Annotated in this window: 28 protein-coding genes and 4 pseudogenes; 15 read left to right on the top strand and 17 right to left on the bottom strand. The window is 44.3% G+C overall.

Annotated features, from left to right (window positions below):
- Positions 1–112 precede the first annotated feature (112 nt).
- Both K6984_RS12200 and moaC read right to left on the bottom strand, forming a co-directional pair.
- Positions 113–808, bottom strand: coding sequence for an ABC transporter permease (locus K6984_RS12200; RefSeq protein ID WP_221895772.1), 696 nt, complete (start codon positions 806–808; stop codon positions 113–115).
- A 4-nt stretch (positions 809–812) separates the two neighbouring features.
- On the bottom strand, positions 813–1,298 hold the full coding sequence (moaC, locus tag K6984_RS12195) for a cyclic pyranopterin monophosphate synthase MoaC (RefSeq protein ID WP_221895813.1): 486 nt from the start codon (positions 1,296–1,298) through the stop codon (positions 813–815).
- 169 nt (positions 1,299–1,467) lie between these two features.
- On the opposite strand from moaC, the gene K6984_RS12190 reads away from it, so the two are divergent.
- Both K6984_RS12190 and K6984_RS12185 read left to right on the top strand, forming a co-directional pair.
- On the top strand, positions 1,468–1,701 hold the full coding sequence (locus tag K6984_RS12190; protein WP_221895771.1) for a MoaD/ThiS family protein: 234 nt from the start codon (positions 1,468–1,470) through the stop codon (positions 1,699–1,701).
- Positions 1,702–2,142: a molybdenum cofactor biosynthesis protein MoaE gene (locus K6984_RS12185; protein WP_221895770.1), complete on the top strand. Its 441-nt coding sequence runs from the start codon at positions 1,702–1,704 to the stop codon at positions 2,140–2,142.
- A 143-nt stretch (positions 2,143–2,285) separates the two neighbouring features.
- On the opposite strand, the gene ppa is transcribed toward K6984_RS12185, so the two are convergent.
- The gene (ppa, locus tag K6984_RS12180) at positions 2,286–2,813 is read right to left on the bottom strand and encodes an inorganic diphosphatase (protein WP_221895769.1); all 528 of its coding nucleotides are present in this window, start codon (positions 2,811–2,813) and stop codon (positions 2,286–2,288) included.
- A gap of 142 nt (positions 2,814–2,955) precedes the next feature.
- Between ppa and K6984_RS12175 the strand changes: the two genes are divergently transcribed.
- Both K6984_RS12175 and def read left to right on the top strand, forming a co-directional pair.
- A complete protein-coding gene (locus K6984_RS12175; RefSeq protein WP_230988043.1) occupies positions 2,956–3,771 on the top strand; it encodes a DUF2797 domain-containing protein in 816 nt (271 codons plus the stop codon).
- Entirely contained in the window at positions 3,768–4,340 is a 573-nt protein-coding gene (def, locus tag K6984_RS12170) for a peptide deformylase (protein WP_221895768.1), read from the top strand. Before K6984_RS12175 ends, def begins: the two co-directional genes overlap by 4 nt.
- Before the next feature lie 98 nt (positions 4,341–4,438).
- On the opposite strand, the gene K6984_RS12165 is transcribed toward def, so the two are convergent.
- The 12 genes and pseudogenes from K6984_RS12165 to K6984_RS12115 form a co-directional block, all read right to left on the bottom strand.
- Positions 4,439–4,840 carry a hypothetical protein gene (locus K6984_RS12165; RefSeq protein ID WP_221895767.1) on the bottom strand — a complete coding sequence of 134 codons (402 nt, stop codon included), beginning with the start codon at positions 4,838–4,840 and terminating at the stop codon, positions 4,439–4,441.
- The gene (locus tag K6984_RS12160) at positions 4,809–5,624 is read right to left on the bottom strand and encodes an SWIM zinc finger family protein (RefSeq protein WP_221895766.1); all 816 of its coding nucleotides are present in this window, start codon (positions 5,622–5,624) and stop codon (positions 4,809–4,811) included. Before K6984_RS12160 ends, K6984_RS12165 begins: the two co-directional genes overlap by 32 nt.
- A gap of 135 nt (positions 5,625–5,759) precedes the next feature.
- A complete protein-coding gene (gene ispH, locus K6984_RS12155; RefSeq protein ID WP_221895811.1) occupies positions 5,760–6,713 on the bottom strand; it encodes a 4-hydroxy-3-methylbut-2-enyl diphosphate reductase in 954 nt (317 codons plus the stop codon).
- A pseudogene (gene rraA, locus K6984_RS12150) lies at positions 6,703–7,205 on the bottom strand (ribonuclease E activity regulator RraA). Before rraA ends, ispH begins: the two are co-directional and overlap by 11 nt.
- A gap of 267 nt (positions 7,206–7,472) precedes the next feature.
- Positions 7,473–7,541: a YgaP family membrane protein gene (locus tag K6984_RS36160; RefSeq protein WP_420831664.1), complete on the bottom strand. Its 69-nt coding sequence runs from the start codon at positions 7,539–7,541 to the stop codon at positions 7,473–7,475.
- A complete protein-coding gene (locus tag K6984_RS12145) occupies positions 7,537–7,671 on the bottom strand; it encodes a YgaP-like transmembrane domain (RefSeq protein WP_420831662.1) in 135 nt (44 codons plus the stop codon). The genes K6984_RS36160 and K6984_RS12145 overlap by 5 nt, the downstream gene beginning before the upstream one ends.
- A gap of 234 nt (positions 7,672–7,905) precedes the next feature.
- Positions 7,906–8,145 (bottom strand): annotated as a pseudogene (locus tag K6984_RS12140) (U32 family peptidase C-terminal domain-containing protein); the annotation flags it as partial.
- Positions 8,146–8,713: 568 nt separating this feature from the next.
- Positions 8,714–8,948, bottom strand: a pseudogene (locus K6984_RS12135) (U32 family peptidase); the annotation flags it as partial.
- 227 nt (positions 8,949–9,175) lie between these two features.
- Positions 9,176–9,397, bottom strand: a pseudogene (locus tag K6984_RS36155) (IS701 family transposase); the annotation flags it as partial.
- 139 nt (positions 9,398–9,536) lie between these two features.
- Positions 9,537–10,436, bottom strand: a complete 900-nt coding sequence (locus K6984_RS12125) for a transposase (protein WP_221895765.1) — start codon at positions 10,434–10,436, stop codon at positions 9,537–9,539.
- On the bottom strand, positions 10,414–10,569 hold the full coding sequence (locus K6984_RS12120; protein ID WP_221895764.1) for a hypothetical protein: 156 nt from the start codon (positions 10,567–10,569) through the stop codon (positions 10,414–10,416). Before K6984_RS12120 ends, K6984_RS12125 begins: the two co-directional genes overlap by 23 nt.
- A gap of 79 nt (positions 10,570–10,648) precedes the next feature.
- Positions 10,649–10,837: a hypothetical protein gene (locus tag K6984_RS12115; protein ID WP_221895763.1), complete on the bottom strand. Its 189-nt coding sequence runs from the start codon at positions 10,835–10,837 to the stop codon at positions 10,649–10,651.
- Between the two features lie 419 nt (positions 10,838–11,256).
- Here K6984_RS12115 and rpsF point away from each other — a divergent pair, with 419 nt between their 5' ends.
- From rpsF to rplI, 4 genes are read left to right on the top strand one after another with little or no spacing between them, the layout of a single operon-like run.
- Positions 11,257–11,745: a 30S ribosomal protein S6 gene (gene rpsF / locus K6984_RS12110; RefSeq protein ID WP_221895762.1), complete on the top strand. Its 489-nt coding sequence runs from the start codon at positions 11,257–11,259 to the stop codon at positions 11,743–11,745.
- Between the two features lie 23 nt (positions 11,746–11,768).
- On the top strand, positions 11,769–11,999 hold the full coding sequence (gene rpsR / locus K6984_RS12105) for a 30S ribosomal protein S18 (protein WP_221895761.1): 231 nt from the start codon (positions 11,769–11,771) through the stop codon (positions 11,997–11,999).
- A 55-nt stretch (positions 12,000–12,054) separates the two neighbouring features.
- Positions 12,055–12,927: a DUF2232 domain-containing protein gene (locus K6984_RS12100; protein ID WP_221895760.1), complete on the top strand. Its 873-nt coding sequence runs from the start codon at positions 12,055–12,057 to the stop codon at positions 12,925–12,927.
- Positions 12,928–12,971: 44 nt separating this feature from the next.
- Positions 12,972–13,421 carry a 50S ribosomal protein L9 gene (gene rplI / locus K6984_RS12095; RefSeq protein WP_221895759.1) on the top strand — a complete coding sequence of 150 codons (450 nt, stop codon included), beginning with the start codon at positions 12,972–12,974 and terminating at the stop codon, positions 13,419–13,421.
- A gap of 108 nt (positions 13,422–13,529) precedes the next feature.
- Here rplI and K6984_RS12090 read toward each other — a convergent pair whose 3' ends face one another.
- Positions 13,530–13,673: a hypothetical protein gene (locus tag K6984_RS12090; protein ID WP_221895758.1), complete on the bottom strand. Its 144-nt coding sequence runs from the start codon at positions 13,671–13,673 to the stop codon at positions 13,530–13,532.
- Between the two features lie 12 nt (positions 13,674–13,685).
- Here K6984_RS12090 and K6984_RS12085 point away from each other — a divergent pair, with 12 nt between their 5' ends.
- Together K6984_RS12085 and waaA are read left to right on the top strand one after the other, a co-directional pair.
- Complete coding sequence (locus K6984_RS12085) at positions 13,686–13,835, top strand: hypothetical protein (protein WP_221895757.1); 150 nt, start codon at positions 13,686–13,688, stop codon at positions 13,833–13,835.
- 133 nt (positions 13,836–13,968) lie between these two features.
- A complete protein-coding gene (gene waaA / locus K6984_RS12080; protein WP_221895756.1) occupies positions 13,969–15,243 on the top strand; it encodes a lipid IV(A) 3-deoxy-D-manno-octulosonic acid transferase in 1,275 nt (424 codons plus the stop codon).
- On the opposite strand, the gene K6984_RS12075 is transcribed toward waaA, so the two are convergent.
- On the bottom strand, positions 15,233–15,940 hold the full coding sequence (locus K6984_RS12075; protein WP_221895755.1) for a ComF family protein: 708 nt from the start codon (positions 15,938–15,940) through the stop codon (positions 15,233–15,235). The genes waaA and K6984_RS12075 overlap by 11 nt on opposite strands.
- 221 nt (positions 15,941–16,161) lie before the next feature.
- Here K6984_RS12075 and bioB point away from each other — a divergent pair, with 221 nt between their 5' ends.
- From bioB to bioD, 5 genes are all read left to right on the top strand, one after another.
- On the top strand, positions 16,162–17,145 hold the full coding sequence (gene bioB, locus K6984_RS12070) for a biotin synthase BioB (RefSeq protein WP_221895754.1): 984 nt from the start codon (positions 16,162–16,164) through the stop codon (positions 17,143–17,145).
- 174 nt (positions 17,146–17,319) lie between these two features.
- Complete coding sequence (bioF, locus tag K6984_RS12065) at positions 17,320–18,492, top strand: 8-amino-7-oxononanoate synthase (protein WP_420831661.1); 1,173 nt, start codon at positions 17,320–17,322, stop codon at positions 18,490–18,492.
- Positions 18,489–19,271, top strand: a complete 783-nt coding sequence (gene bioH / locus K6984_RS12060; protein ID WP_221895753.1) for a pimeloyl-ACP methyl ester esterase BioH — start codon at positions 18,489–18,491, stop codon at positions 19,269–19,271. Before bioF ends, bioH begins: the two co-directional genes overlap by 4 nt.
- Before the next feature lie 4 nt (positions 19,272–19,275).
- Complete coding sequence (gene bioC / locus K6984_RS12055; RefSeq protein WP_230988040.1) at positions 19,276–20,058, top strand: malonyl-ACP O-methyltransferase BioC; 783 nt, start codon at positions 19,276–19,278, stop codon at positions 20,056–20,058.
- Positions 20,055–20,750, top strand: a complete 696-nt coding sequence (gene bioD / locus K6984_RS12050) for a dethiobiotin synthase (protein ID WP_221895751.1) — start codon at positions 20,055–20,057, stop codon at positions 20,748–20,750. The genes bioC and bioD overlap by 4 nt, the downstream gene beginning before the upstream one ends.
- The last annotated feature ends 29 nt before the right edge of the window (positions 20,751–20,779 follow it).

Genomic DNA, 20,779 nt, shown 5'->3' with positions numbered 1-20,779 from the left:
GGGGGTTTGAGACGCAAATATTCTAGTCATTGCGTGGTTTTGCGAAACAGTATGCCCTGCTATTTATAATAGCACGATTTTATGGCTGGAAACATTCTCTGCTTCCCATACTCTACCCGTTGTATTTTGGACTAAGTTGTTGCAGTAAGAAGTTCACTGTAAAGGCAATAATTAATAACACTATGCCTAATGCCAGACCTAGTTCAAAGTCACCCTTACTAGTTTCCAAGGCAATGGCGGTAGTCATAGTGCGAGTCGCACCCTGAATATTACCACCCAGCATCATTGCAGCTCCCACTTCACCAATTGCGCGACCAAAACCAGTGATAACAGCAGCAAGAATGACATAACGTAATTCTCGCAGTAGTGGCAGGATTAATTGGGTCTGGCTTGCTCCCAATGATTGTAGTGTCGGTAGCAACCGGGCATCGGCCGACTGTACGGCAACGACCGTCATATTAATAATAATGGGCAAAATTAAGCTGGCTTCGCCAATAATAACGGCGGATTCTGTATATAGTAACCCAAAGTCACCGAATGCACTGCGGCGACTGAGCAAACCATAGAAAATCAGGCCAATCATTACCGTAGGCATGGCCATCAGGGTATGTAATAATTGCAATACCATACTTTTGCCGATAAATGAGTTGACGGCAATGATAATTCCGATTGGGATTGCGAGCACAGCAGCAAACATTGTTGCTATCAGTGCTATTTTGAGTGATGTCCAGACGATCAGGTAGATTTCGGGGTTAAATTGCAGTAATAGCTCTGTGGCTGAAATAAGGGCATCGGTAAAATAGCTCACCTGACTATTTGTGCCCAGTTCGCAGCCATTGTCCAGACTTGCCGCCCGACTTTTCTTCCAGTCGAACCTGGTTAATACTCATGCCCCGGTCTACCGCTTTGCACATATCGTAAATGGTTAGCAAGGCGATTTGCGTTGCGGTCAGTGCTTCCATTTCCACGCCGGTCTGGCCATTGGTTTTTACTATGGTGCTGCAATGAATGCGGTGATTTTCTGTGTCGCTAGTAAAATTAACTTCTACATGGGTTATCGGTAACGGATGACATAGCGGGATTAAATCAGCGGTTCTTTTACTCGCCATAATGCCTGCAATGCGGGCAATGGAAAGTACATCTCCTTTCTTATGTAGCCCACTAGTGATTAATATCAGGGTTTCAGGTAGCATTTCAATATAGCCTGTCGTGATTGCTGTGCGCTGGGTAATGGCTTTATGGCCGACATCTACCATATGGGCTTCACCGGATTGATTGAAATGGGTTAGTTTTGTCATAGAGTTTGGTGTCAGGTAATGCGGACTGTAGAGCGTGGCTTTAGCCCGCAAATATTGGCTGTAGTTTAAAAAGCGGGATAAAGCCACGCGCTACATTCAAGTTTAAGCCTAGCATGAGATAGGCGATCTCTGTATATTATCTATTTTTTTAGTGCATGAGTGAATGGCTATGGCGATAAAAGTACGTTATTTTGCAAGTTTAAAAGAAAACCTGGGGCGTGATAAAGATAGTCTTGACTTTGAAAAAAGCATTAGTGTTGCTGAAGTCTGGGAGCAGGTGATGCCAGAACAAGCCATCCCTGATAATACTCTGACGGCTGTGAATATGGAATATGTCACTCTGGCGCATCAGGTACATGATGGCGATGAAGTTGCGTTTTTTCCGCCTGTTACCGGAGGTTAAATGATTAAAATTGTATCTAGCGGTTTTGATCCGTTTCAAGAAGTTCATGCCTATCAACAGCAGCAACAGTCGCTAGCTGGGAAATATGGCGCGACTAACCTGTTTATCGGGACTATGCGTGATTTGAATGAGGGCGATAGTGTTAAAGGCATGACTTTGGAGCATTATCCGGGAATGACCGAAAAACAATTGGCGCGTGTGGTGGCCAAGGCTGGGAAGCAATGGGATTTTCTGGATTCATTAGTGGTTCATCGCGTCGGTGATGTTTTTCCTGACGATGTTCTGGTATTGGTTGCTATCTGGTCAGTACGTCGTGGAGCAGCATTTGATGCCAGTCGTTTTATTATGGAAGCGCTCAAGTCGCAGGTCCCTTTCTGGAAGAAAGAGATACTGGTCGATGATAATAGTCGCTGGGTAGAAAAAAATACCGATGGGTATTAGTAATACTGTAGGTTGGATGAGATTTTTTATTGCGGAGTATGAAAGAACGAAATCCGGCAGGGTATTGTACTGCTTGTATATGCTGAAAAAGTGTGCTGGGTTAGCTTATCGCGCTACGCTTGATAAGCTAACCCGGCCTACGCCTATTTATTATAGCGTTCGATACTTGACAGAATCTCTGCTTCTGCTTCCGCTATGCCAAACCAGCCTTCAACTTTGACCCATTTGCCTTTCTCTAAATCTTTGTAATGCTCAAAGAAATGCGAGATTTTATCTAGCTCCGCTTCAGGGAAGTCCTGATAGGTTTCAATTTTATTATAGTACTGCGTCAGCTTTTGCACTGGAACGGCTAGAATCTTGGCATCCTCACCCGCTTCGTCAGACATTTTCAGTATGCCAATCGGACGACAGCGAATTACACTACCGCCAATAATCGGCTGAGGTGTGATAACCAGTACATCAACAGGGTCACCGTCGTCGGATAGAGTCTGGGGGATATAACCATAGTTAGCCGGATATTGCATGGCGGTACCCATAAAACGGTCTACCGTTAGTGCGCCGGTTTCTTTGTCGACTTCATACTTAACGGGGTCGCTGTAAGCAGGGATTTCTATAATAACGTTGATGTCGCTAGGAAGGTCTTTGCCTGGTGTGACATTTTCAAATGACATAATGGTTCTCTAAAAAGTTAAAAATTAATTACTATGTAATTATACGCATTTTCTTTATACTTTGAGTGCTGAAATTTGTTTAATTGTCCTGGGGCGTATGCGCAGTCTATTTTCCAGGCTTGGATTTTGAAGGGTGGAGTAGGTGCTGGGAACATTACGCAAGATGACAACTGAATTGCAGCCGCCGGTAAAGTATCATTTGCCGGTTGGTGAGCAGTTAATCGAATTAAATCCTTTTATTGGCAAGGAAATCAAGCTTACTTACACGGGCAATATTTTCTGTGTGCATTGTCAGCGCGCAATTAAAAAGAGCTTTAATCAGGGCTTTTGCTACCCATGTTTTATCAAGCTGGCGCAATGCGATATGTGTATTATGAAGCCTGAATTATGTCACTATGATGCGGGGACATGTCGCGAACCTGCCTGGGGTGATGAGTTTTGCTTTCAGCCGCATTATGTATATCTGGCAAATTCATCGGGTATTAAGGTTGGCATTACCCGGCATACGCAGGTTCCAACGCGCTGGATAGATCAGGGTGCGATCCAGGCATTGCCTATCTTAAAAGTTGCTTCACGGTTTGTTTCAGGTCTGGCTGAGATCGCGATAGCAGAACATGTCAGTGATAAAACCAGCTGGCAAAAGATGCTAAAGAATATGCAGACGCCTGTGGACCTGCTCACCAGACGTGATGAATTACTGGCTGAGTGCCAGCCGCAATTAGCCGCGATCAGTGAGAAATTTGGTAGTCAGGCGATAGAGTTTTTGCCCGGCGAAAAAGTAGTTGATATTATTTATCCTGTTGAACAATACCCGGCCAAGGTAAAGTCGTTTAATTTTGATAAAGTGGCGGAGGTTGAAGGGGTGTTGCAAGGGATTAAAGGACAGTATCTATTACTGGATAGCGGAGTGATTAATATCCGCAAATTTACCGGTTATGAGATCGAGTTTGAAGCATGAGCGAAGTACGTGAAATAGCACAGTTGGGTGCAAAGGTTTTGCGCCAGCAGGCAAAACAAGTACAAGATATCCACGCGCCAGAGATGCAGTCGATTGTCAGTCATATGTTTACCACGCTGGCGGACACGAATGGTGTGGGAATAGCAGCGCCACAAATTTCGGAGTCATGGCGGATGATGATTATTGCATCCAGGCCATCCGAGCGTTATCCTTATGCGTCTGATATGGAGCCGGTACTAATGATTAATCCTAGCTTTGAATCATTGCGTGAGACACGCGAAAAAGACTGGGAAGGCTGCTTAAGTATTCCGGGTATTAGGGCTAAAGTACCTCGATATACGGATATAACAGTGACTTATACAAGTATCGAAGGCCAGGAGATTACGCAGAAATTTGCTGGATTTATTGCGCGTGTTTTCCAGCATGAATATGACCATCTTGATGGTCTGGTGTATCTTGATAGGGTAGAGAATAATCAGGATATTATTGCCGAAGCGGAGTTTGCTAAGCTAATGGCAATATCCGAAAGGGAGCCGTGTTGGGGCAATATCGAGCCCAAAGCTGAATAGTTTCTCTGTAGGGCGCGGCTTTAGCCCGCCATCAGCATGCCCCTAGCTTATTAGCGGGCTAAAGCCGCGCCCTACAGGGAGTGAAACTCTTCATGTTCTTATCCGTATTGCGCGAACAATGATTGAGTATCAAGTAATGATTGTTGCACTAATGCATCAGGGACCTCAATATTTTGACTTAAGGCAATAATCCTGACAATTGTCGCTATTTGCTCTGCGCTCATCAGTTGTTTTGGCAGCACGTCGCTGTATAGCCATACAGTGGCTTTTTCCAGCTTAGGTACTTGTTGTTGGCCGCTGGCTATTGCCGCAACGGCCAGGCTAGTTGCCGCTAAAATTTCCATCACGCCTGCGTAGCATTGCTGCTCCACCAGAACCTCGGCAGAACGTAGCTTAGCTTGTGCTATTTTAATTAATGGATTGAGGCTTTCCTGCTGTGTCTCTTTTGCTTCATAAATGACTTGAGCATTAGCGGGGGAGGTGGCTCCCAGAGTAAGCATTAAACTTCTCGACAAAGTAATTAAAATCTTCGGGTAAACGGCCTTTAAAGCAGTTGTCGCTAGTAAAAAACTCAGCTAATTCATCGCTTAGGTTAGCTTCAATATTGGGTGCTTTATGCAGGCGAATAACAGGTTCGGTTGCAGACTCCCAGGCTAAATAAACAAATGAAGTAGGAGTGCCTAGCGCTAAGAGTTTATCGTATCCTGGCTGTTTCTTAGCATAATGCAAGACGGCTTCAATATGTTTACAGGTACCTAAGCGATTGTTTGCCAAATCTGGGCAGGTGCAATGATTTTTGCGTTGCTCCAGGGAGCGAATATAAACATGATACGATGTAGGCCGGTAAGTAGCAGAAATAATAGATTTAGCCTGCCATAGTCCGAAAGCCAGGTTGCCACTGATTAATTTAACACTGACTTCGTTGCGGCCTTTTTTTACTCGTTCTTTAACTGCCTCGTCAACTGCTCCGCTAAAGTTTTCCTGTTCACGATTAAGGCAATCTTCAGCATAGCTATAGAGTGTAGCTATGGCATGTTTGCATACTTGAATTTCTGAATGACAGTCGCATTGTACAAGTAATTCATTATCACTACTTCTCGACAATTCTACCCAATAAGGCTTGTCTATTAATGAACCTTCTACCTGAGAAGTGAGATGATCCTCTTCTGCACTGAGAGCAAACACGCGATTTTCAGTAAAATAGGCTAGGCCTTGTTTTACCGTGTCTGCTGTAGCGAGGGTATTTAATTGTTCAGTATCATAGAGGAAGAAATCAGTTTTCATGATGAGTGTTTAGCACAAAGAATTTATAACCGTGGTAGAGCGGACCTCAGTCCACAACAGCTATCTGCAAATGTGGCTTATAGCGGACTAAAGTCCGTTCTACAGGTGATGTAAAGCGTGTTCAGGCGCTTTGAATTAACGATTATCCATATGTAACTTTAATTCTTTAGGTAAGGTAAAGACCACTTTCTCTTCTATCCCTTTAATCTCACTTGCAGTTTCGCCGCCCCAGTCCTGTAGTTGGCTGATAACTTCCTGTACTAGTACTTCGGGAGCAGAGGCACCGGCTGTAACGCCTACGACATCGACTTCATTGAACCAATCTTTATCCATATCTGCTGCAGTATCGATCAGGTGTGCTGATTTGCCCAGTTGTTCTGCAATTTCTCTTAGGCGGTTAGAGTTAGAGCTATTAGGTGAGCCAACAACCAGGATAATATCGGCATTTTCTGCAAGGTCATGTACTGCGTCCTGGCGGTTTTGAGTGGCATAGCAGATATCGTCTTTCTTTTGCTCCTGAATATGCGGGAAGTGCTCATGTAGCGCATCAACCATAACGCTGGTATCAGTCATAGATAAAGTGGTTTGCGTGACATAGGCAAGATTTTTTGGGTTATTAACTTTAGTTGCCCTAACATCATAGGGTGTTTCAACCAGGTAAATAGCACCATTTTCAGTGCATTTTTCATATTGTCCCATGGTGCCTTCAACTTCTGGATGACCTGCATGTCCAATCAGGAAAACTTCTCGGTCAGCTTTGGCGTGTTTGGCCACTTGTATATGCACCTTGGTAACCAGCGGGCAGGTTGCATCGAATACCGTCAGATTTCTTTCTATTGCTTCTTTCTGTACTTTTTTAGAGACGCCATGCGCACTAAAAATGAGATATGAGCCTTCCGGGACATCGCTTAATTCCTCGATAAAAATCGCGCCTTTTTCTCTAAGCCCATCAACCACGGTACGGTTGTGTACCACTTCATGACGGACATAAATGGGTGCGCCAAATGCTTCAATAGCGCGGTCTACAATTTCAATGGCGCGGTCTACACCGGCACAAAAACCCCTAGGGTTTGCAAGTTCAATTTTCATGGTCTTCAGTAAGTAATGGATTTTGAGAAACGATAATACCGTCATTATCTGCATACAGATAATGATCAGTTTTAAAATGGATGCCGGCAAACACGCAGGTGCCCCCTAGCTCGTCGGTGCCTTTTTTATGACTTTTTAGCGGGTAAGCGTGTAATGCGCGTATGCCGATGGGTAACTGGTTGATTTTGTTTGAGTCACGGATGCATCCGTAAATAATGATGCCCGGCCAGCCGTTTGCAAGGCAATTTTTGCTAGATTTCCACCTAGTAATGCGCAGCGGTGAGAGCCGCCGCCATCAATAACCAGAACGCGCTGGCTGACTTTTTGCTCTAATAATGTGTGTATTAATACATTGTCTTCAAATACTTTAACGGTGCTGATTTTCCCTGAAAAGCTGTGTTTGCTACCAAATGATCTGAAAATCGGTTCAGCTATTTGAACATCGGTATCAAAAGCAAGCTTGTCGCAAAGGTCAGCAGTTGTGAATATCATGAAATGTGAGCAGAGTGGTAAGGCATAGAGACTAGTGCAGAATTCTCGAAGTATTATCAATTAATGGGCTACTATACTTCGCACGGTCACGACTGTTGATTTCTAGCGGCTGAGTTTTTGCCAATAGCTACGTTGCTGAAACCGTTACGTAGCCAGCTATGCGCTAGTTTCAGCGCCTTGCTCTCGACAAAAATCAGCTTACTATATTTTCCGCACCCGTGACCGCGTGAAGTATATACTGGACTCCATACTCGTGTATTTTGTTTATTAGTTATCAGTTGTTTTTGTTTCGCAGGTTGATATATTAAATGGAAGGTACGCAGGACACCAGTTAATCAGCGCTGTTGCCAGAGGAATAATCCCTACGGCTCCCCCACCAGGATTGAAAGAATGCGCCTGCTGCTATAATAATTAAACCAGCAGCAATTCTAAGTTCCTTATCGAGTCCACCTACATTAGCTTTCATAATTCTTTCCTAATCTAAATTAAAGATACCGGGCTAATAAACCCAGTTTATTTTGAAAACTGAAGTTTCCCAATAATTATTTATGGTAAAATTGGAACTATGCTACAACTATATGAAAAAAATAGTCTTTTCATTCGTTTCAAATGCTATTGCCTAAGGGGAATTAAGTAGGGGTTTGCTATAAACATGGCAAAACCACCTAAAATAAACCTCGATACACCAGCATTGTGTATTTCAGCTACTCAATAATTGGGAAACTTCAGTTTGAAAAGATGGGATAGGAATTTTAACTTCATATCCGCCACCTGATGCTTCTTGCATTTCATGACCATACATATCTTCCATGTGTTCAACGATAATATCATGATTTCCTTCAGGATGTATAAACTCCAGTTTATCTCCAACGGAAAATTTATTTTTTACCAGAATTTCAGCCAGGCCGGTATCTGCATCATAGGCCCTGATTTCGCCACAAAATTGTTGCTGATGACTTTTTGAGTAGCCTGTTACTCGATGTTCAAGTTTTCAGCTATAACTGGGCTAAGAAAAGTAAATTTTTCCGGCTTTGTTTTATAAGTGATTGATTTACAATGATGTTGATGCTTTCTTTGTCAGTAAAATTATCAATAAAATCAATCAGTTAAAAAACTTGAACATCGAGTGTTAGGTAGTTTTGATATTCGTGGGTATGATGTTGTTGATAAAAACCATCGGTATAACCACGGTTAGCCAGATTTTCTAGTACGCCCGCTGAAAATCATGGAAACGGAGCTTAGCGAAGTGTTGATTTTTAGTCCCTGATAGGCGACAGGGCAATTTGCTGATTCGACGTGTGCTAGCAGCACGCGAGAGGAGCAAGAATTGCATTCCGAATAGCCGTCTAGCCAGTGAGGTAGTAATGACGAAGCGGCTTTTGTGCGTAGTCGTTGCGGACGCAGGGCGTTCAGGGCATCTCCCATCCGCTGCGTAGGTGAACGAATTATGGCGACAGGAGTCCCGGAATTTCGTGAGGTAGCATGGCGCGCCTGTATCAATTCAGACTGGAAGTCCTTGCTCGCTAGTGCATCGTTAATGGCTTGTTTATAAGTCTGCGCTGTTCTGGCAACATAATAATGCGATTTAGTACGTCCCTCGATTTTTAAACTATCCACCCCGATTTCTACTAGGCGCTGTACGTGTTCGATGGCGCGTAAATCTTTGGAATTCATAATATAAGTACCATGCTCATCTTCCATTACCGGCAATAGCTCACCCGGGCGACCTTCTTCCGCTGTCAGCCCCGGACGGGCTGATAGTCTCCAGAAGGCGCAGGGAAATTTGCCAATCCGAAGTGCGCGATAGCGCGCGAGGGAGGCTAAAATTTTATCCCGAATAGCCGTAGAGCCATTTGTGGTAGCCATGACTGATCTGCTTTGTGCTCAGTCTGTGGCGGACGCAGGGCGGCTGGAGCATCTCCTATTCGCTGCGTAGGTGAACGAATTACGGCGACAGGAGTCCCGGAATTTCGTGAGGTAGCATGGCGCGCCTGTAATTGTTTGGCCTCACGCCCCCATCCTTCATAAAGCTTCCAGTCCTCAAAGAAAACCTCAATCAGCCATCTCAACGTATAGGCTTGAATAATATCTTGTGTGCGCCAAGTCAGGTCTGTCGCCACTAAATAGCGATAGTCGTTTTCACCCTCATATTTTAAGGCAATGACAAAGCGTTTTTTACTGTGAGAACTCACCCGCTGAAAATCAGGGAAACGGAGCTTTAGCGAAGTGAAGATTTTTAGTCCGCGATAGCCGTAGGGCCGTTGTTTTTTCGGAGTCTGAGCGTTAGCGAAGGTGGAGACAAAATAAAAGGCCATCCGACACGGCGTCAAGTCATTTGGAGCCTATGTTCCGACCCCTTGTTGGGTCGGGACGAGGTGACGAGGACGAATCGGGGCCGCCGGAGGCATAAGTGGTCGCGTTAAGTTTTTGCTGCTTGCTTGGGCTGGGATGCCCAAAACAAGCTTTCGCAAAAATAGCGACTCCCCGATTCAATCGTGCACTGCTGACAGTCACTTTAATCTCTTTGCCGCCACGTACACGTATTATCTGATCAATGCCTTTGTTAATCGAATTAAAGTAGCTCTCGACTGACCTTATTCTACCTCTATATTCAATATTTTGGTTTTTACGTAATTGGCTAATCACCTGCGAGCCTCCAGATTCTTTAGCGGCTTCGTCCATAAAGGCTTTTTCACCATACAGCGCATCAGCCAGTACGCCTTTAATTTTAATCAGGCTATGCGCAACTTTAAACTCTTTTAATAAGCCTAATGCAATCTCTGTTTTGGTCGGGTAGGCACTGTCACGTTCAGGCTTAATAGGCCGATCTTTTTTTGCTATACCGCTCTTTTTCAACCGTTTATCTTCTTTATCCCACTGCTTTAAGGCTGGATCCGGCATATAAAAGAAAAAACCGACAGGCACTGTAATGGATGAGGTAACTAGCAGCAATAATACTATCGTTTGTCCATTAACATACCCGCCGGAGCCTTTGTGTTTCTGCTTGTAAACTTTATAAATACGTTTTGTAGACTTAGATCGTGCTCGGTCTGATTCATCAAAGGCCAACACACCTTCAGTAATGCCATAACGTTTTAAAATTAAGACCACACTCACCCGTAGCAACCAGTCCCAGGGTATACTTGCTTTACGAAACACCCAGGATAATGCGGCTACTTTGCAGTCTCCAAGGCTTGCTCGCTCAAACTTAGCCCAGCAAACAGAGTTCATTCGCTGTCAGCCCCGGACGGGCTGATAGTCTCCAGAAGGCGCAGGGAAATTTGCCAATCCGAAGTGCGCGATAGCGCGCGAGGGAGGCTAAAATTTTATCCCGAATAGCCGTAGAGCCATTTGAGGTAGCCATGACTGAGCTGCTTTGTGCTCAGTCTGTGGCGGACGCAGGGCGGCTGGAGCATCTCCTATTCGCTGCGTAGGTGAACGAATTACGGCGACAGGAGTCCCGGAATTTCGTGAGGTAGCATGGCGCGCCTGAGCAGTATGCCCGTTAAACAAGTGCCCAACCAAGCGGCTTGAATCCGTGTCAAAGCGGCTCCGGGTTTTAGCTGATTGAGCGCATCATTTAAATCGTCAATATAGCTTTGGATAAAGGTGGCTGGGGCATTCATTAACATGGGCTTACACCGATAAAATTACAACAACCTCAGAATGCCTGATTTTACCTTCTCAATATCAAAAACTTGAACATCGAGTGTCAGGAATTGAGTAGAGGGAGTTTTTTTGAAAAAAAGCTGTGAAGCACTATTATATTGCCGGATGAGTGAGTTATTAAATAATAAAAAGTATAATACTTTCATTGGCTTATTGTAATAGGTAGCATTCAGATGATGTTTTAGCTTTAATTTAATGCGTTACATTATGTTAGAAATTTTTAGGCAATAGCGGGTTATTTGTGGACAGGCTCGGGTAAACTATTATTTTGCAATGAAAGTAAATATAAAATATAATGGCGAGTTCTTTAAATGGGGCGTCAAAAACCCTCCTTGCCTTACTATATAATAATGATAGAAGGCTTTAACCCGAAAGGAAAATTATGCGACATTATGAAATTGTCTTTTTAGTTCATCCTGACCAGAGTGCTCAAGTACCTGCAATGATAGATCGCTATCGTGCATCTATTGAGGGCACATCAGGAACTATTCATCGTTTTGAAGATTGGGGACGTAGACATCTTGCCTATCCAATTAAAAAACTGCAAAAAGCTCATTATGTATTAATGAATATTGAGTGTGACCAGGAAACTCTTGCTGAGTTGGAAAGTAATTTCCGCTTTAATGATGCCGTGCTACGTAGCATGACTTTATTAATGAGTGCGGCTGTGACTGGTGCCTCAGTGATTGCATCAGCAGCTGTTGAAGAAGTTAAAACTGAAAAACCAGCAGCTGAAGCTAAAGCTGAAAAAACAGTCCCTGATGCGAAAGCAGAAGAAGTTGTAGCGAAAACAGAAGCAGCAGCGCCAGAAGAAGTAGCTGCAAAAACTGAAGAAGTCGCTGAAGTTAAAACAGATTCTGATAACAATTAATAATAGACATAGAGGTTAAACTTATGGCTCGTCAAATGAGACGCAAAAAGCATTATACTTTTGGTGCGGAAGGTGAAAGCAATGCAATCGATTATAAAAATATCGATTTGCTTGGTGAATTCGTGACTGAAACAGGAAAAATTGTACCTAGCCGTATTACCGGTACATCAGCAAAAAATCAAAGACAAATAACAACGGCTATTAAGCGCGCACGTTATATTGCCTTGATGCCTTTTTGTGACGCACACGAATAATTAAGATCAGGTAGGCTCAGTGAATTTTTTACCAAATTTTATAATGCGGGGGCGGATGCAGGCAATGGCCGTTGCAGCTTCTTTTGCATTACTTTCACTGCTTATGCCTCCCATTAGTATTGTAAGTTCAGCCACGCTCGCGTTAGTTACATTGCGTCGTGGTGGGTATGAAGGCATATTAGTCTTGTTAAGTGCCAGTTTGGCTGCTGCTATATTAGGTTTTTTTGTCCTGGGTAATTTTCAATTTGCCCTGGGCTATACACTTATTTTGTGGCTTCCTGTCTGGGTGCTATCTGTGGTACTGCGTGAAGGGCGGCATTTGTCGCTTGCATTCGAGATGGCGTCAGTATTAGGTGTGCTCTTTGTGGCAGGTTTTTACTTGATGGTAGAAAATCCAGCGATGTTCTGGCTGGAAGTTCTGAATATCATGTTACAGCCGATGTTACAGGTATCAGAAGTCCCTGTAGAGCAAATTGAGCAGACTGTTGTTATGCTGGCTAAATATATGATGGGGATTCTTGCGACAGGGTCGGTGACCGGCTTATTGTTAGGCCTATTACTGGCGCGCTGGTGGCAGTCTAATCTGTATAATCGGGGCGGTTTTGCTGCTGAATACCTGTCCTTACGCATGCCGCAGCGCTTTACCATAATGACGCTAGTCATCTTATTGGTAGCCTCTGTGACCACAGGCGTATTTTCCGAGTTAGTATGGAACATAGGTATTATTTTATTTATGTTATATGCTTTTATTGGAACAGCTATTGCGCATGCCCTGATAGCGACTTTTAAAGCAAAGCGCTTTATACTACCGTTGTTTTATATAAGCATCTTTGTTGTACCACAAATTGTGCTGCCGGTAGCGATTATTGGTATCAGCGATACATGGCTGAATTTACGAAAAAACATAACCCCCCCATCCAGTACTTAACTGTATTGTGAGATCGGTACACCGATAACTATGAGGATTTAAAGATGGAAGTTATCCTTCTTGAGAAAGTTGTAAACCTAGGTAATCTAGGTGATAAAGTTGTTGTGAAATCAGGATTTGCCAGAAATTTTCTGGTTCCACAGAAAAAAGCTGTTTTAGCGACTAAAGAAAAAATCGCTGAATTTGAGTCGCGTAGAGCGGAGCTAGAAAAAGCAGCGGCGGAAAAATTATCAGCTGCACAGAAACGAGCTGAAAGCCTGACTAAAGTTGAAGTTGTTATTGCGCATAAAGCAGGTGAAGAAGGCAAGTTGTTTGGATCAGTAGGTACAAATGATATTGCTGATGCAATTACAACGGCTGGCTCATCGGTTGATAAGAGCGAAGTACGCTTGCCAGAGGGTATTATTCGCCAGGTTGGTGATTATGCAATTGATATCAGTTTACATGCTGATGTTATTGTTACTATGAACATTCAGGTTGTAGCAGAAGACTAAAGCTAGTAGATCAGCACTCCCTTAAATTCCATTAACTATGAAGCTTAATAAACATGATAGTTTCATGGGCGCATTTGTTAGTTTTATTTAGTGGGTGCAGTACAAGCTTTAAAAGTCACTCGCTGTCAGCCCCGGACGGGCTGATAGTCTCCAGAAGGCGCAGGGAAATTTGCCAATCCGAAGTGCGCGATAGCGCGCGAGGGAGGCTAAAATTTTATCCCGAATAGCCGTAGAGCCATTTGTGGTAGCCATGACTGAGCTGCTTTGTGCTCAGTCTGTGGCGGACGCAGGGCGGCTGGAGCATCTCCTATTCGCTGCGTAGGTGAACGAATTACGGCGACAGGAGTCCCGGAATTTCGTGAGGTAGCATGGCGCGCCTGGGTTTGCACTGTCAGACCAGTGGTTTTTTTATAAGTATAGCGCCTGTGTCACGTTGATTTTTATCGTGCGTGCAGGCTTAGTATTCTTTAGGTATATCGTTCGTTTATGCCGATCACACATCTTGTATCCGATTTAAAGGTGCATTCCTCAGAACTAATTAACGCTTTTGTGGATCTTATTGATGTACTTTTTTTATATTGGGTTGTTCTATCTTGTGCTGCCTTTACTCATAGTTTTTCAATACTTTAGAAGTATAAAAAAGAAAAGCTATCATGCTCGCTGGAAAGAATATTTCGGATTTTATGCCGGAAAACATAATCAGCAGGTAATCTGGTTGCATGCCGCCTCCGTCGGTGAAGTGGAAGCGGCTAATGTGCTAATCAATTATTTTCATGATCATTACCCTTATAAAATCCTGATAACGACCAGTACTGAGCCGGGTTATCAGCGAGTTTGCGCATTACAGGGTGATAAAGTCGAGCATGTTTATTTACCGCTGGATTTGCCCGATGCAATGGCGCGGTTTTATAGTCATTTTCAACCCAGGATAGCGGTGATTATGGAGACCGAAATCTGGCCTGTGCTATTTATTCAATGTGCAGAAAAGTCCATTCCGTTATTTATTGTAAATGCAAGACTATCAGCAAAGTCGGTAAAATCTTATCTGAAGCTCCAGTTTTTCCTGCAAAGAATTTTTTCGGATATTAAGGGCGTCGTAGTGCAAACAGAGGATGATGCGCTACGTTACCGCCAGATAGGCGTAAATGCCGAGAAAATCACGGTCTCAGGCAATATGAAATTAGACATGGCTATTCCTGATGCGACCCTGCAGCAGGCAAAGAAAATAAAGCAGGGTTTATTTGCGCAGCGTTTGATTTTTGTAGTGGGCAGTACCCATCCGGGAGAGGACGGGGCGTTTTTAAAAGTGTATCAGCGATTAAAGCAGCGGTTTCCAACGCTATTGCTAGTATTAGTGCCTCGCCAGCCTAAGCGTGCGAGCGATATTATTCAGCTATGCCGAACAGAAAAACTTAATATTGTAAGCAGGACTGAGAGCAGAACTTGTACTGCAGATACCGATGTTTATTTAGTTGATACCATGGGCGAGCTGAAACTGATGTATGCGCTTGCTGACTGCAGCTTTGTCGCGGGCAGTATGGTGCCAATCGGTGGGCATAATATTTTTGAGCCGATTTTGCTGGGTGTGCCAGTGCTATTTGGCCCGTATATGAAAAATTCAGAGCTATTAGCGCAGCAATTACTCGACGTTAACGGGGCAATGCAATGCTTTAATGAAACGGATATCGAACAAAATGTGGCGTTAATCTTGAGTCAGCCAGATAAAAAAGCGTTGCTGGTAGATGCGGGTCGTGCGTTTGTAGAGCAGAACAAGGGGGCGGTACAAAGGACTATCGCAGTGATTGATCGCTTTATGCCCTAGCGCAGACCCATAAATCTACTTGGCTAACCCCGGTGGCTTTAATTATCCTGGCGAGTTCATTAGCGGTTGCGCCAGTGGTGATCACATCATCAAGTATGGCGACATGGCTGGCTCTGGGTATGGCTTGCATCTGAAATGCATTTTTAATATTTTGCTGCCTTTGTTTGCCTGACAGGGAAATTTGGTGAGGTGTGTTTTTTACATGTAAACAGCTGTTGTTATCGATAGGTATAGCGAGTTGACGGGAAATGATTTTGGCGATTTCCAGTGTTTGATTGAAGCCTCTTTGACGATAGCGTTTTGGATGCAATGGTACTGGAATAATCAGCTCTGGCAGTTGGGCATTATGCTGCAGAAACTCTGCAAGTAACTGGCCTAATACCCGAGCGTATTTGTATGCGCGATTAAATTTACAATGATTAATCAGATAACGTATCGCTCCCTGATGCACAAAAGGGGCGTAGGTTCTATCAAAAGCAGGATGATGTTGCTGGCACTTCCCGCACAGCTGTTGATTTACATGCTCACTTGCAAATTCTTTGGCGCAACAATAACAATGATCTGCTACGCGTAATAGCCTGCTATAACAGGGCTGACATAGATCCATGTGCTGCATTCCTCGATTTTCACATAAGATACAGCTAGGCGCTAGCAAACTATATTGTATAATATCGCACCAGTTGTTTACCGTTTTCATTATATTAGGTTGATTAGTTTTGCTTGATTGATAATCCTAGAAAAATCAGTTGAGCGCGGACACTCGTGCATGGTGTTGGTTGCACAGTGCTTTCAAAAGAATCTTAGCTGCACCATAGGTTAAGTGGGGGTTTTTGGGCGTGCTTGGGATCAATAGCTGGTGCTAGAAACCGTGAGCAACTGATTTTTTAGGATTAATAATACACCTTGGAGATTAACAGAATGTCATCCATTCTAGTAAGTAATAATTCAGCATTACGCCATGACTGGCAGTTAAACGAAGTGAAGGCTTTATTTAATCAGCCGTTTAATGACCTGTTATTTCAGGCGCAAACAGTACACCGCGCGCATTTTGATCCTAATGAAGTGCAAATCAGCAGCCTGTTAAGTATTAAAACTGGATCTTGTTCAGAAGATTGTGGCTATTGTCCGCAAAGCGCTAGATATGATACAGAGTTAACACCTGAGGCATTAATGCCGATTGATGACGTTTTAAAATCCTCGCAAATGGCGAAAGACCAGGGCGCTACTCGTTTTTGTATGGGAGCCGCTTGGCGTAGTCCTAAAGATAAAGATGTGGCGCGTGTCGTAGAGATGGTCCAGGGCGTAAAAGCAATGGGTATGGAGACCTGCGTAACTTTAGGCATGTTAACCGATGAGCAGACGCAAACCTTAAAAGAGGGGGGGCTGGATTACTACAATCATAACCTGGATACCTCTGAAGACTATTATTCAGAAGTAATTACTACGCGAACCTATCAGGATCGTTTAGATACATTAGCACGGGTACGCGATGCCGGAATCAATGTTTGCTGTGGCGGTATTGTAGGCATGGGTGAAAATGATGATGATCGCGCTAATTTATTGATCGAATTGGCGAATTTACCTAAACACCCGGAAAGTGTGCCAATTAATATGCTGGTACAGGTAGAAGGTACGCCTTTGATGGGTTCTGAAGAACTGGAGCCGTTTATGTTTATCCGCATGATTGCAGTTGCGCGACTCTTAATGCCGCAGTCCCGGGTCAGGCTTTCAGCTGGGCGTAACGATATGTCCGATGAAATGCAGGCGCTGTGTTTTTTCGCTGGCGCAAATTCTATTTTTTATGGTGATAAATTACTCACCACTGATAACCCTATGACTAATCGAGACCTGGCTTTGTTTGAGCGTCTAGGTGTGCGCTCGGCAGGTTCGAGTTACGCGTAACAGTAGGCCGGAATAGCGCAGCGTTTTCCGGCAATGTGTTGTTAGAGTGTTATTGTTGCCATGTAGCGCATATAGGACTTGAAGTTTTGGTTTTATTAAAGTTTTTATATGGGTTCTGGTCGCACACCAATCAGCTAATTCGCTACGTCCTTCGCCTCTTTCTTCATTACTTTCATGCCCTTCATGGTAAATCAACAAATTTTGCTAGCAAAGCTTGACGATTTAAAGCAAGCCAGTTTATATCGCTCCCGGCGAATGATTGAGTCAGCACAGGGAGTGGTTTTGCAAGTGGAAGGGCGTAAAGTACTGAATTTTTGTAGTAATGATTACTTAGGTCTGGCTAATAACCCCGAAGTCATCGCATCATTTAAACAGGCCGCAGATCAATACGGCGTAGGCAGTGGTTCGGCGCATTTAGTCTGTGGGCATGGGCGCGAACATCATGAGCTGGAAGAAGAGTTGGCCGATTTTACCGGACGTGAACGCGCATTATTGTTTTCTACCGGATATATGGCAAACCTGGGGGTCATAACTGCATTAATGGACAAGGGTGATGTGATTTATCAGGACAGGTTAAATCATGCTTCTTTGCTGGATGGCGGCTTAATGTCTGGGGCACGGTTTAAGCGTTATTTGCATGCCGATGTGGAGAATTTACAGCAAAAAATGCAATCCCATTCGCTAGGGCAAAAAGCCATGATAGTGACCGATGGTGTGTTCAGTATGGATGGTGACTTCGCACCTTTAGATAAGTTGTCGGTATTGGCTCAACGCCAGCATGCTTATTTAATGGTTGATGATGCACATGGATTTGGCGTGTTAGGTTCAAATGGAGCAGGTCTGGTCGAGCAATATCAATTAAGTCAGCAACAGGTTCCCGTGCTGGTTGGCACTTTAGGTAAGGCATTCGGCGCGAGTGGTGCATTTGTTGCTGGCTCTGACGCGCTGATAGAAACGATAATTCAGCAGGCAAGATCTTATATCTATACCACTGCTTTGCCGCCTGCGATTGCAGCTGCGACAAGAGCCAGTTTGCATTTTGTGCGGCAAGATAGCTGGCGCAGAGATAAGCTAAAGATGTTAGTGCGGCGCTTTCAGGCAGGTGCCAGGCAAATAGGCTTGGCATTAATGCCATCAGCATCGGCTATTCAGCCGATAGTTTTGGGTGATAGTCTTAAAGCAGTTCAGGCCAGTGATTATTTATTTGCGCAAGGATTCTGGGTTAGCGCAATACGTCCGCCTACAGTACCTCTGGGGAGTGCGCGTTTACGTATTACTTTTTCTGCTCTGCATGATGAGCAGCATGTCGATCAGTTATTAAGTGCATTGCAGGGCATGTCTGCATGAGCGAGTTGCATCAGGAAATTTACGGGCAAGGTGAGCCTGTGGTTATGCTGCATGGCTGGGCAATGCATACAGGTATCTGGCGAGAATTTGCCCAGGCGCTGGCAGTATGCCGTCAGGTAATATGTCTGGATCTGCCGGGTCATGGCTTAAGTAAGAATATTAGTCCATATACGCTGGAGTCGGTTGTTGATGCGGTGTCTGCGCAGTTACCCGGGCAGGCCAGTGTATTGGTAGGCTGGTCCCTGGGTGGAAATGTCGCCTTGCGTCTGGCGGAAAAATATCCGCAACGTGTAAAGGCTGTTGTGCTGATTGCCAGTAATCCACATTTTGTGCAAACTGAATCCTGGCCTGGGATGCCTGCACAGCTTCTACAGGAGTTTGCCGCTAATATACAAAAAAATGCGAGGCAGACTTTATTGCGCTTTATGAGCTTGCAGGTGCAGGACAGGGCGGATGTCCGGGCAAGTCTCAAGCAGATTAAGCGAGCCATGCAGGAATGTGCTGCACCAGATCCAGAAATATTGCTTGCTGCTCTGCAGGTATTACAAACTGTTGACCAAAGAGAAATGCTGCGTAGTTTAAACCTGCCTGTATTGATGGTTTTTGCTGGACAGGATAGTTTAGTGCCAGTATCGGCGGTTGAAGCATGCCGGCTATTATCTGAAAAAGTTGAATTGAAAATTATTCCAGGTGCAGGGCATCTGCCGTTTATTAGCGATCAAAAGCAGTTGCTGTTCTTGCTCGAGGGTTTTATCTTAAGGAGTGGGGCTAATGGCTAGCGCTGTGCTGGATAAAAGACAGGTCAGGCAGTCGTTTGCCAATGCTTCGCAAAGTTATGATGCTATGGCAGCATTGCAGCGCCAGGTCGGGCGTGAATTGATCACTCAGCTCTCTCTGCCACATGAAGCGCTGGTTGTTGATGTGGGATGTGGTACCGGTTTTTTTACCCAGCAATTGTACGATAGAGCCTTGTTAAAAAATATTATCGCTCTGGATATTGCCTTGCCAATGCTGTTAAAAACACGGCAGAGGTTAAATAGTTCAGCTGTGCCACTGCTTTGCGCTGATGCGGAGCAATTGCCCATAGCGGATCATAGTATTGATGGGCTGGTGTCTAATTTAGCTCTGCAATGGTGCCAGAATCTGCACGAGTTGTTTGCTAATGTGCGGCGCGTTTTGCGTAGCCAGGGGCAGTTTTCTTTTTCTACTTTTGGCGAGAGTGCTTTATGTGAGCTAAAAGCGGCGTGGGCCGAAGTTGACGACTATGCGCATGTGAATGACTTTTGCAGTTTGACCGAAATTAAGCAATACATGCATGCCGCTGGTTTTGTTGATGTGCAATTACAGCGACAGGTTTATCAGGTGAAATATAAAAGTGTCATTGCGCTTATGCGTGAGCTAAAGGGGATAGGTGCGCATAATGTCAGTCAGGGGCGGAACAAGCAGTTAACTGGCAAGGGGCATATGCAAGCCTTGTTGGCCGCGTACCCGGCCGATGATAATGGCTCTATTACCGCAAGTTATGAAATCATTTATGTACAGGCAAAATCAGGCTGGAGTGTATGAGTCAGGGCTATTTTATCACCGGAACTGATACTGGAATAGGCAAAACCTGGAGTACGGTTGCCTTAATGCAGTACTTTAAAAATCAGGGAAAAACGGTGCTAGGCATGAAGCCTGTGGCATCGGGTTGCGATGAGCTGGACGGTCGTTTAAAAAATGAGGATGCCTTGTTATTACAACAATATGCATCTTTTGCCTTGCCTTATGAGGATGTTAATCCGTATGCATTTACCTTGCCTGTTTCTCCGCATATTGCTGCCGAGCAGGCGGGCATCGAAATTGTGCTAGATGAAATTGTCGATAAATATCAGCAGATTGAAAATCTTGCGGATATTGTACTGGTTGAGGGCGTGGGTGGCTGGCTAGTACCGTTAAATGCGCATCAGCATGTTGCTGATTTAGCGAAGCAATTGAAGTTACCTGTTATTGTCGTAGTGGGTATGCGCCTGGGGTGTATTAATCAGGCAAAATTAACTTTTGCAGCAATTCAACAAAGTAGAGTGGAGTGTCGGGGATGGATTGCGTCCTGTATGGAGCAAGATATGTTGATGCTAGATGAAAATATCCAAACTCTATGCCAAGCAACAGAGATGCCATTGCTGGCAGTATTGCCATTTAGGGAAAAGCTAAATCCTGAGTATTTTACATCAGTGTTCCCATTGAAAGAAGAAGTACCTAAACAAAGCAGCCTATAACCTACCTGAAGGTAGCACCACTCGAATAT

Source organism: Bathymodiolus japonicus methanotrophic gill symbiont (genome assembly GCF_019721995.1).
Classification (GTDB): Bacteria; Pseudomonadota; Gammaproteobacteria; order Methylococcales; family Methylomonadaceae; genus Methyloprofundus.
Note: the sequence above shows the minus strand (reverse complement) of the source record. Positions and strands in the feature narration are given on the sequence as shown.

What these genes read in the sequence shown, in the direction of transcription:
- K6984_RS12125 (WP_221895765.1), bottom strand. Translation starts at nt 10,436, where the DNA reads ATGAACTCTGTTTGCTGGGCTAAGTTTGAGCGAGCAAGCCTTGGAGAC.
- ispH (WP_221895811.1), bottom strand. Translation starts at nt 6,713, where the DNA reads ATGAAAATTGAACTTGCAAACCCTAGGGGTTTTTGTGCCGGTGTAGAC.
- K6984_RS12185 (WP_221895770.1), top strand. Translation starts at nt 1,702, where the DNA reads ATGATTAAAATTGTATCTAGCGGTTTTGATCCGTTTCAAGAAGTTCAT.
- K6984_RS12075 (WP_221895755.1), bottom strand. Translation starts at nt 15,940, where the DNA reads ATGAAAACGGTAAACAACTGGTGCGATATTATACAATATAGTTTGCTA.
- rpsR (WP_221895761.1), top strand. Translation starts at nt 11,769, where the DNA reads ATGGCTCGTCAAATGAGACGCAAAAAGCATTATACTTTTGGTGCGGAA.
- bioH (WP_221895753.1), top strand. Translation starts at nt 18,489, where the DNA reads ATGAGCGAGTTGCATCAGGAAATTTACGGGCAAGGTGAGCCTGTGGTT.
- K6984_RS12190 (WP_221895771.1), top strand. Translation starts at nt 1,468, where the DNA reads ATGGCGATAAAAGTACGTTATTTTGCAAGTTTAAAAGAAAACCTGGGG.
- K6984_RS12120 (WP_221895764.1), bottom strand. Translation starts at nt 10,569, where the DNA reads ATGGCTACCTCAAATGGCTCTACGGCTATTCGGGATAAAATTTTAGCC.
- def (WP_221895768.1), top strand. Translation starts at nt 3,768, where the DNA reads ATGAGCGAAGTACGTGAAATAGCACAGTTGGGTGCAAAGGTTTTGCGC.
- K6984_RS12090 (WP_221895758.1), bottom strand. Translation starts at nt 13,673, where the DNA reads ATGGCTACCACAAATGGCTCTACGGCTATTCGGGATAAAATTTTAGCC.
- moaC (WP_221895813.1), bottom strand. Translation starts at nt 1,298, where the DNA reads ATGACAAAACTAACCCATTTCAATCAATCCGGTGAAGCCCATATGGTA.
- K6984_RS12115 (WP_221895763.1), bottom strand. Translation starts at nt 10,837, where the DNA reads ATGTTAATGAATGCCCCAGCCACCTTTATCCAAAGCTATATTGACGAT.
- K6984_RS12165 (WP_221895767.1), bottom strand. Translation starts at nt 4,840, where the DNA reads ATGCTTACTCTGGGAGCCACCTCCCCCGCTAATGCTCAAGTCATTTAT.
- K6984_RS12100 (WP_221895760.1), top strand. Translation starts at nt 12,055, where the DNA reads ATGCAGGCAATGGCCGTTGCAGCTTCTTTTGCATTACTTTCACTGCTT.
- bioD (WP_221895751.1), top strand. Translation starts at nt 20,055, where the DNA reads ATGAGTCAGGGCTATTTTATCACCGGAACTGATACTGGAATAGGCAAA.
- rpsF (WP_221895762.1), top strand. Translation starts at nt 11,257, where the DNA reads ATGCGACATTATGAAATTGTCTTTTTAGTTCATCCTGACCAGAGTGCT.
- K6984_RS12145 (WP_420831662.1), bottom strand. Translation starts at nt 7,671, where the DNA reads ATGAAAGCTAATGTAGGTGGACTCGATAAGGAACTTAGAATTGCTGCT.
- rplI (WP_221895759.1), top strand. Translation starts at nt 12,972, where the DNA reads ATGGAAGTTATCCTTCTTGAGAAAGTTGTAAACCTAGGTAATCTAGGT.
- K6984_RS12160 (WP_221895766.1), bottom strand. Translation starts at nt 5,624, where the DNA reads ATGAAAACTGATTTCTTCCTCTATGATACTGAACAATTAAATACCCTC.
- bioB (WP_221895754.1), top strand. Translation starts at nt 16,162, where the DNA reads ATGTCATCCATTCTAGTAAGTAATAATTCAGCATTACGCCATGACTGG.
- bioF (WP_420831661.1), top strand. Translation starts at nt 17,320, where the DNA reads ATGCCCTTCATGGTAAATCAACAAATTTTGCTAGCAAAGCTTGACGAT.
- ppa (WP_221895769.1), bottom strand. Translation starts at nt 2,813, where the DNA reads ATGTCATTTGAAAATGTCACACCAGGCAAAGACCTTCCTAGCGACATC.